This window comes from Haliea sp., assembly GCF_041395985.1.
Classification (GTDB): Bacteria; Pseudomonadota; Gammaproteobacteria; order Pseudomonadales; family Halieaceae; genus Haliea.
In genome coordinates, this window is sequence record NZ_JAWKZJ010000008.1 from 206,862 (window position 1) to 216,003 (window position 9,142).

Annotated in this window: 9 protein-coding genes and 1 pseudogene; 6 read left to right on the forward strand and 4 right to left on the reverse strand. The window is 63.3% G+C overall.

Features of this window, described 5'->3' with window-relative positions; genetic code table 11:
• Positions 1-2 precede the first annotated feature (2 nt).
• The 5 genes from nth to dapE all read left to right on the forward strand — a co-directional run bounded on the left by nth (position 3) and on the right by dapE (position 5,283).
• Positions 3-659, forward strand: a complete 657-nt coding sequence (nth, locus tag R3E49_RS15115) for an endonuclease III (RefSeq protein ID WP_290744532.1) — start codon at positions 3-5, stop codon at positions 657-659.
• 24 nt (positions 660-683) lie between these two features.
• A complete protein-coding gene (locus R3E49_RS15120; RefSeq protein ID WP_371295806.1) occupies positions 684-2,060 on the forward strand; it encodes an RHS repeat-associated core domain-containing protein in 1,377 nt (458 codons plus the stop codon).
• A gap of 661 nt (positions 2,061-2,721) precedes the next feature.
• Positions 2,722-3,078, forward strand: a complete 357-nt coding sequence (locus R3E49_RS15125) for an ArsC family reductase (RefSeq protein WP_371295807.1) — start codon at positions 2,722-2,724, stop codon at positions 3,076-3,078.
• Positions 3,079-3,120: 42 nt separating this feature from the next.
• On the forward strand, positions 3,121-4,140 hold the full coding sequence (dapD, locus tag R3E49_RS15130; protein WP_371295808.1) for a 2,3,4,5-tetrahydropyridine-2,6-dicarboxylate N-succinyltransferase: 1,020 nt from the start codon (positions 3,121-3,123) through the stop codon (positions 4,138-4,140).
• Between the two features lie 15 nt (positions 4,141-4,155).
• The gene (gene dapE / locus R3E49_RS15135; protein ID WP_290744538.1) at positions 4,156-5,283 is read left to right on the forward strand and encodes a succinyl-diaminopimelate desuccinylase; all 1,128 of its coding nucleotides are present in this window, start codon (positions 4,156-4,158) and stop codon (positions 5,281-5,283) included.
• Here the strand turns inward: dapE and R3E49_RS15140 are convergent.
• Entirely contained in the window at positions 5,272-6,027 is a 756-nt protein-coding gene (locus R3E49_RS15140) for an SDR family NAD(P)-dependent oxidoreductase (protein WP_371295809.1), read from the reverse strand. The genes dapE and R3E49_RS15140 overlap by 12 nt on opposite strands.
• A gap of 102 nt (positions 6,028-6,129) precedes the next feature.
• Here R3E49_RS15140 and R3E49_RS15145 point away from each other — a divergent pair, with 102 nt between their 5' ends.
• A complete protein-coding gene (locus R3E49_RS15145) occupies positions 6,130-6,906 on the forward strand; it encodes an SDR family NAD(P)-dependent oxidoreductase (RefSeq protein ID WP_371295810.1) in 777 nt (258 codons plus the stop codon).
• 11 nt (positions 6,907-6,917) lie between these two features.
• Here the strand turns inward: R3E49_RS15145 and R3E49_RS15150 are convergent, their stop codons facing one another.
• From R3E49_RS15150 to R3E49_RS15160, 3 genes and pseudogenes are all read right to left on the reverse strand, one after another.
• Positions 6,918-7,766, reverse strand: coding sequence for a class I SAM-dependent methyltransferase (locus R3E49_RS15150; RefSeq protein ID WP_371295811.1), 849 nt, complete (start codon positions 7,764-7,766; stop codon positions 6,918-6,920).
• The gene (locus tag R3E49_RS15155; protein ID WP_371295812.1) at positions 7,742-8,644 is read right to left on the reverse strand and encodes a hypothetical protein; all 903 of its coding nucleotides are present in this window, start codon (positions 8,642-8,644) and stop codon (positions 7,742-7,744) included. Before R3E49_RS15155 ends, R3E49_RS15150 begins: the two co-directional genes overlap by 25 nt.
• 3 nt (positions 8,645-8,647) lie before the next feature.
• Positions 8,648-9,142, reverse strand: a pseudogene (locus R3E49_RS15160) (hypothetical protein); the annotation flags it as partial.

Sequence of the window (9,142 nt, forward strand, 5' to 3'; positions counted from 1 at the left end):
CCATGCTGCCAAAAGCCCAGCGCGTTGCCTTTATCCAGCAACGCCTGCAGGAACTCTACCCCGAGCCGCCTGTCCCACTGGACCACAGCGACCCGTATACCCTGCTGATTGCCGTCCTGCTCAGCGCCCAGTGCACCGATGAGCGGGTCAATCAGGTGACGCCTGCGCTGTTCGCCCGCGCCGACAATCCGCAGGACATGGCGCAGCTCACCGTCGAGGAGATCAGGGCGATCATCCGCCCCTGCGGCCTGTCGCCGCAGAAATCCGCCGCCATCAAGCGCCTCAGTGAAATCCTGCTGGCTGAACACCAGGGTGTGGTACCCGCCGACATGGAGGCACTCGAGCGCCTGCCGGGGGTCGGGCACAAAACGGCCAGTGTGGTGATGTCGCAGGCCTTCGGTGTGCCCGCCTTTCCCGTCGACACGCATATTCACCGACTGGCCCAGCGCTGGGGACTTACCAGCGGTAAAAGCGTGGTCCAGACCGAGCGCGACCTGAAGCGACTGTTCCCCCGCGCGGCCTGGAACCGGCTACACCTGCAGATCATCTTCTACGGGCGCGAGTTCTGCTCAGCACGCGGCTGCGATGGCCGTGTGTGCGACATCTGCCGCACCTGCTACCCGGAGCGTAAACACCCCAAACGCACTCATAAAGCCTGAACAAGTGCGTGGCGGCAGCCGTCGATGTACAACCTGGCCCAGCCACATGCCGTGTCTGCTGTGGTGGGTGGGGGCCTGCCGTCCCATACCTCCGCCTATGATGCCAACGGCAATCTCGATACGCTGGACGGCAGCCCCATGATCACCTGGTCCAGCTACGACAAACCCGTCGCGATCACCACCGCCTCGGTGACCTATGGCTTTGACTACGGTCCCGATCGGGCCCGCTACCGCAAGGTACACAATGGCCAGACCACGCACTACGTGGGTAAAGACTTCGAGGCCATCAACTCAAGCGGCGTGGGCTTCGACACACACCGGCACTACGTCCGCGCCAACGGACGCGTGATCATGATCCGGGAAGACGTAAACGGCGCGGTTACACACCGCTACGTGCACAGGGACCACCTGGGCAGCATCACCGCCCTGACCGATGAGGCCACCGGTGCGGTCGTTGCACGCTACAGCTACGATGCCTGGGGCCTGCGCCGCAACCCGACCACCTGGCAGCCCGGCCCGGTCACCAGCTTTGAGAGACGCGGCTACACGGGCCACGAGCATCTGGATGACGTGGGGATCATTCATATGAACGGGAGGTTATACAGCCCGAGCCTTGGGCGGATGTTGAGTCCTGATCCGCTGACCTTCGCGCCTGAGGATGCTCAAGGATACAACCGCTATAGTTATGTGCTGAATAATCCGCTGAGGTATACGGATCCCTCGGGATTTTCACCGAGTAACGATGCGCAGATACAGAAAGTCGATCCCGTTAAATTGCCAGGACCGATGAGTCATGTCAGCGTCACTGCTTCACGAGTATCGTCGACTGCCAGCTTCTTCAGCGGGTTCACTTCGTCGAGTTTGGTGCTTGGTAGCAGCGGCAGCACCTTTCCCAGCTCAGAACCCGGGGACAATATGACAGATACTGGGAATCCGGTGGCTGAGGTGGAGCGGGATGACACCCAGTCAACACGGGTATGTGGCGAGAATAACCTAGAATGCACGGCTCCAACGACAGCGGAGAATCTCCAAAATACCCTGGCCAACTATCAACGCTTCCTACAGCAAGTGCAGATGGACCAGTTGTTCTGGGAGGACTTGGCTCGTCGGTCGGGGAATGCGGCGGTTGGCTTTGCCGGCGCTGGTGTGTTCTTCAGCCAAGTTGGTGTAATAGGTGCTGGAGCGACAGTTTTCGCCGTTGTATCAATCGGCGCACTGCACTTTGCGGATGAGGCTGATAAGGCCAATGTGGCCTCGGCGTATCTGACAACTCAGCAGCTTATCAAAGTGGCTTTGAATGGTGTCCCGATCCTGCGCAATAATCCGGCAGCGATGAACAGAGTTACTCAAGTTTTCTCTTACATCAGCGGTATGACCACTATAGACATAGAGTCAAATTGAGATGAAAACCTCTGGTGAGAGTATATGGCTTGTCTGGATATTCCGAGGCCTATGGTTTATCTACAGTCTTTTACTTGGGGTACATGGTTACGTCCACAGCCAACCGCTTGGCAAGACAGTTCTTTGGATAACATTGAGTATGGGAGGCTGGATAGGTGTTTACCTGTGGATTTCGAAGAAGGAAATTAGCTATTTTAACATGACTTTACACCATGGAAGGAATCCTGTTTTTCGGCTCGTAGCTGTACTCATGTTTTTGGTTGTACTGTACACCATACCGTTTGGGCTACGTGGTTAGACGCCTGCGGGGAAAAGCACATATATGGTGGGTATGCCAGTTGAGGTAGAGGATAAAGACCGAAAAAGAATTTCATTTACGCGAGCCGATTCTATCGCCGGGTCCAATTAAGCTACACGGAGGTCTCGCTCTCCGTGGCAGCCCTGACTGGATTCTGCTTTCTGGTCGCCAGGCTACTCGTCATACCCCCAACATACCTGGCTATCTACACTGTCACTGACTACATGTGTTTCATATCCTCGCGCCTCCATATCGCAGGCTCCCTGGAGGGCGAACGGATGATGAAATGGCTTGCCGCAAATCTGCGGAAGAACAATTTTTTTGCTATCCTTGCGCACCCCACAGAGCCGCAGCGAGGCAGGCATGATTACCGTCTACGGCATCAGCAATTGCGACACCGTGAAGAAAGCGCGGCGCTGGCTGGAACAGCACGCGATCGAGTACCGCTTTCACGACCTGCGCAGCGACGGCCTGGACAAAAGCCAGGTGCAGTCCTGGCTGCAGGAACTCGGCTGGGAAACACTGGTCAACCGACGCAGCACCAGTTGGAAAGCGCTGGACGCGGCAGAGCGTGAGCAGATGGATGACCACCGGGCGCTGGCGGCCATTCTGCAGCAGCCCACGCTGATCAAGCGGCCCCTGCTCGACATCGGCCACGAACGCCACTGCGGCTTTTCGGCGCCCGCCTGGGAAGCACTGCTGCTGCGGCATACTCTTTGAACCCACCCCGCCGCAGGCGGGCCTCGTCAGGAATTACGTTTTATGAACCATGCGGCATATGCCCTGGGCCTTGGTCTGGGCACTCAGAACAGCAGCGGAGAGTGGCTGGAGGTCTTTTTCCCTCACCCGGTGTTGTCACCCTCCAGCGAACTGGTTGCGGCCTTTGGCGCACCCGACAACACGGGCACGCTCTCCCGCGAGCAGTTGCTGGCCCTGGAAGCCGCGCTTGCGGCGGCGGGCCAGACCGAACAGGCGCAGATTGCCGCGCATCTGGCCAGCAGCCAGGCGCCCGCCGTTGCGGTGCTGCTGCAGGCGGACGCCGCACCCGGCTCAGTGCCCGAGGCCTACCTGAAACTGCACCTGCTGTCGCACCGACGGGTGAAGCCACACGGCACCAACCTGCAGGGCCTGTTTGCCATACTCCCCAACGTGGCCTGGACCAGCGAGGGCGCCATTGACATCAGCGAGCTCCCGGCACGGCAACTCGCCGCCCGGCTGCGCGGCGACACGCTGGAGGTCAGCTGCGTCGACAAATTCCCGAAGATGACCAACTACGTGGTACCGACCGGGGTACGCATTGCCCATACGGCCCGTGTGCGTCTCGGCGCCTACCTGGGTGAAGGCACGACCATCATGCATGAGGGCTTCGTCAACTTTAACGCCGGCACCGACGGCCCCGGGATGATTGAAGGCCGCATATCCGCCGGGGTGACGGTGGGCAGCGGGTCCGACCTGGGCGGTGGCTGCTCCACCATGGGCACCCTGTCCGGCGGCGGGAATATCATCATCTCCGTGGGCCGCGAGTGCCTGATCGGCGCCAACGCCGGCATCGGCATTCCCCTCGGCGACCGCTGCACTGTGGAAGCGGGCCTGTTTGTGACCGCCGGCACCAAGGTGGTGGTGCTGGACGCCGACGGTCACGCGGTGGAGACCCTCAAGGCGCGGGAGCTGGCCGGCAAGTCCGGGTTATTGTTCCGGCGCAACTCCGCCACCGGTGCCGTCGAGTGCCTGACCAACCGCACGGCGGTAGAACTCAACGCCGAACTGCACGCGCACAACTAGCCACGGGGCCGCACCATGGAACGCACGCTGGAATTGACCTGTGAGCTGATTCGACGCCAGTCAGTCACGCCCGAAGACGCCGGGTGCCAGGCACTGATGATGGACCGCCTGGCCCGCCTGGGCTTCCGCTGCACACCGCTGCGTTTCGGCGACGTCGAGAACTTCTGGGCGGTGCGCGGAGACAGCGGCCCCCTGCTGGTGTTTGCCGGGCACACCGATGTGGTGCCCACCGGCCCCGAATCCGGCTGGGATAGCCCGCCCTTCGAACCCACACTGCGCGAGGGCATGCTCTATGGCCGCGGCGCCGCCGACATGAAAGGCAGCCTCGCGGCCATGCTCGTGGCCTGCGAAGACTTTGTCAGCGCCCACCCCCGGCACAGCGGCCGCATCGGCTTCCTGATTACTGCCGATGAGGAAGGCCCGGCCCACGATGGCACAGTCAAGGTCGTGGATTACCTGCAGCAGCAGGGTGAGACAATCGACTGGTGCCTGGTCGGCGAGCCTTCGAGCAGCGCGCAATTGGGCGATGTGGTGAAGAACGGCCGGCGCGGCTCACTGGGCGCCGTACTCACGGTGCGCGGCGTTCAAGGCCACATCGCCTACCCGCAGCTGGCAGACAATCCCATTCACCGGGCGCTGCCCGCCCTGCACGCCCTGACCTGTCAGGTATGGGACCAGGGCAACGCCTTCTTTCCGGCGACCTCCCTGCAGATATCGAATATCACCAGTGGTACCGGCGCGACCAACGTGATCCCCGGCGAGCTCCAGGTCATGTTCAATTTCCGCTTCTCCACGGAAGTCACGGCAGACGACCTGATACGACGCACGGAACGCCTGCTACAGGCCCACAAACTGGATTACACCCTGGACTGGCAGCTCAGCGGGGAGCCCTTCCTGACCCCGGCCGGCAGCCTGGTGGACGCCGTGGTGGAGAGCATCCGTGCCGAGACCGGCCTGGACACCGAACTGTCCACCGCCGGCGGCACCTCCGACGGACGCTTCATCGCGCCGACCGGGGCACAGATCGTCGAGCTCGGCCCAGTGAATGCCACCATCCACAAACGCAATGAGTGTGTGCGCGCCGCGGACCTGCCGCGGCTGGCCCGCCTCTACCAGGGCGTGCTGGAGCGCCTAGTGCTGTAGCGCCTGCAGCTGTCGCTGCACAGCGCCGCGCACGATATCCCGGTTGACCTGCCCCGGAATCACCACCACCTCGTCACCCGCCAGGGCAGTGAGGCTCTCGGCCACCACCGCGTCCACCTCCATCCACATCGATTCCGGAAAACGCCCCTTGTCGAAGCCGGAAAAATGCGGTGTATCGTGAATCTCGGTGCGCGTGAGGCCAGGACAGAGGCACTGCACGCGAATACCCTGCCCCGCCACCTCTGCCTGCAGCGACCTTGAAAAGGCCAGCAGGAATGCCTTGCACGCGCCGTACACCGCGGTTTTCTGCAGTTCCACGAAGGCGCCGACAGAGGCCACATTGATGATCTGCCCGCGGCCCTGCTCACGCATGAAGGGCAGCGCGGCACGCGCCAGCTCCAGTGGCGCGTCAATCTGCAGGCGCACCATTTGCAGCTCGACCTCAAGCGTGCTGTCGGCAAAGTCGCCCAGCGTCGAAAAGCCCGCGTTGTTGATCAGCAGATCCACGGGGCCCTGCTGGCGCAGTGCCTCCACCGTGCGCGTTACACCCTCCACCGTGCTGAGGTCCGCAACCACGGGATGAATGCGCGTCAGCCCATCCAGCTCGGCACCCAGTGCCTGCAGGTGATCGCCGCGCCGCCCCACGGCAATGATGGTTTTGCACTGGCGGGCAAGCTGGCGGCAGTATTCTGCGCCCAGTCCGGAGGTGGCGCCGGTGACCAGCGCGATCCCTGTGTTTTGCATCGTAATATGTCCCTGTTCCTGAGGTTGGGCGGCGCGCAGACAGCGCGAGCGGTGTGGCGTACCATGCCGGTGGCAACGGCCAACATCTTGAGGAGAAAACCGATGACGCGCAAGCGCACCGCATTGATTACCGGGGCATCCGCAGGGCTCGGTGAAGAGTTTGCCCGCCAGCTGGCAGCCCAGGGCTACAACCTGGTGCTGTTGGCGCGGCGCAGGGACAGGCTGCAGGCCCTAGCCGCGGAGCTGGCGCAGGCGCACGGCTGCACTACGCTGGTGGAGGTGGCGGACCTGTCGGACCCCGCCGCCCCGGACGCGCTCTACAACAGCCTGTCGGCGCAGGGCATCGAGATAGATTATCTGGTGAACAACGCCGGAATCGCCGGCTCCGACCTCCTGCAGGATCGCGACTGGGCAGATCACCAGGCATTTTTCCAGTTGATGATGCTGTCGGTGGCACAACTCTGCCATCTGTTCATACCCGCAATGCGTGAGCGCGGCTTCGGCCGGGTGATCAATGTCGCCTCCGTCGCCGGGCGCATTCCCCGCGCCGGTGGCTGCAACTACGGCCCCAGCAAGGCCTACCTGATCGCCCTGTCGGAGGACCTCGCAGTCACACTGCAGGGCAGCGGTGTCCAGGTGTGCGCCCTGTGCCCCGGTTACACCCATACCGATTTCCACAGCACAGCGGGGCTACAGGACATGAAAGACGGCATGCCAGGATTCGTCTGGTACAGCGCGGACGTGGTGGTGCGCGAGGGCTTGGAGGCTGTGGAGCGCGGGAAACCCGTTTACCTGTCTGGGCGTCTCTACCGCTGGCTGGACCCGTTGTTGCAGTCCGTGTTCACCCGCCGGCTGTTCCGCATGGCCGCGCGCCACTGAACCCCGAGGGCCTAACGCAGACTGCGTAGCACGTAGACGTCATAGCGCACGGCCTTGCCGGCAATGGTGTGCGAGGGCTGCTGCAGAGTCAGGCAAGGGGCCCGCAGGGGGCGCTTCACCACCACCCGGGCGACGTCGCAGCCCAGGGCCCAGTCGAGCAACTGCGCGGCGTCGTCCGCTGTCGTGCCCCCGGCGAACAACGTCTGGAACAGCGCCATCTCCTTTTTCACCGCTGCAGATTTGTCGCGTTCCGGAAACATCGGGTCCAGGTAGATCACGTCCAGTGTATTCAGCACTGCGGCCGTCAGGGTGGAGGCTTCCCCGTGATGCAGTGTCATGCGCCCTGCGACGCGGTTCAGCCAGGCGTCTTCTGCCCGCGCTGCGCGCTCCAGGCCATCATCCAGCAGCGCCAGCACGACAGGTTCACGCTCGGCGAGGACAACCGCGCAACCGAGATCTGCCAGCACGAAGCTGTCGCGCCCCAGCCCGGCGGTTGCATCAAGCACCGCGAGCGCGGGCTTCTTGCCAATACCCACCGCCTTGCCCAGCAGCTCATTCTGACCACCCCGACGCCGGTGCCGCATGGCCGCGCCACCAAAGTCGACGCTGATCGGCCCGGGGGAGCGACCACCTGCTGCCACCGCCTGCAGGGAAAGCGCATCGGCGCCCACCCACAACAGTGCCTGCACAGCGGGAGGAGCGTGTGCCTGCCCGGGTTCCACACAGTGCGTACCCAACTGCTGTGCCAGTGCCTGCGCCCGATCACGCTGCGCACTGTCCTGCGCGGCTACCGCGATTTTGCCGAGGGGCGCGCTGTGATGTGGCTGCATGGCAGTCAGGCCCGGGACGGCGCCAGCCATTGCTCCAGCCGCGCGCAATTGGCGACGACCGCGTCGAGGTAGGGATTGTCACCACCGAAATAACTGCTGGCGTAGTGGTAGGCGCCGGCAAAATCCCGCTCCAGACGGGAACCGGCAACCCCGTGCACAAAGCCGGGAGTGCGCTGAATCAAGTCATCCCGCGAGCGATAGTGACAGCGGGCTGGCTCCGGTGTGTGTTCTCCCACCGCAATGCCGCTGGCGACGAACTCGTCGTACAAGGCCTGGCGACACTTTTCGAGGTAATCCGGTGCGGCGATCTGCGCCAGCAGATCAGCCGTACCCAGCAGGGCGCCGAGCTGCCATTCCTGACGGCTGCGCACGTTCAGGTACTCGGGCTTGCGGTGACAATTGGTGAAGTGCACGAGCCGGGAGCAGACCGGCGCCAGTTCAGCCAGCCCCACCGCCGGGAACTGCGCGCGAATCAGGGCGGCACCGCGGGGCACGTGGGTGCGCGTGTAGGCTGCGCCCGTGCTGTGCCGGCGATCCCCACGGCGGCGCAGATAGCCTGCATCGTGAAACAGCGCGCTGGCGACCCCGGCCAGGGCCAGGTCGGCGTCAAACGCCCAGGGACCGGGCCAGCGCTTTTCGCGCCCTGCCATCAACCGCGTCATCGCCAGGGTGACGTCCAGCACGTGCTCGGCATCATGATAGCCCGCGTCGCAACCGTGGTACTCGGGGTGCTCACCGGCATACAGCACGCAAAACAGTTCGCTGAGGGTGTCCAGCGGCGACCAGTCGCCGTCCGGCCAGTGCGCTTCGAGGATAGCGCGCACTTCAGACATCACAGCAGACGGGTCACCCAGTGCCACCTGCCCGGTGATGTCGCGGCGTTGCTGTTCGGCCGGGGACGACATCACAATTCAGCCATTCTCCCGCGGTTCGAGCTCGAAACGGTCCTGCAGTAATGACGCCAGTTCTTCAACCTGCTCCTGTAGCGTAGGTTCCTGTATCGCAGTGGCATGCTGCGATGTGCCGTTGTGGAGGCTGCTCAGGGCCGCCGGTGGTGCAGCGATGGCTGTAGGAGGATCTTCCGCCAGGGCACTCTCGGCCAGCCCCAGCGCCAGGGTACGGTCCTCGAACTCGAGAGTGAACTCGAGATTGTAGGCGTGGCGGGACAGTCCGTGCTTGTCGGTGATCAGCAGGCGACGCACCGCGCGACGATCATCGCCACTGCCCGCACCGGACAGGCGGCATTGCAGGCCCTGCAGCGTCTTGCCGGCAAACTGTATGCCGTGGAGCGCAACCAGCCCCTCGTTGCACTGGCTGATGAAGGCCGGCGCATAGATGCGCTCCACTGCCGCCCCGCCCTCTACCGCGCGCCCAGCGGTTTCGAAGTGCCCGATCAGAATCTGCTG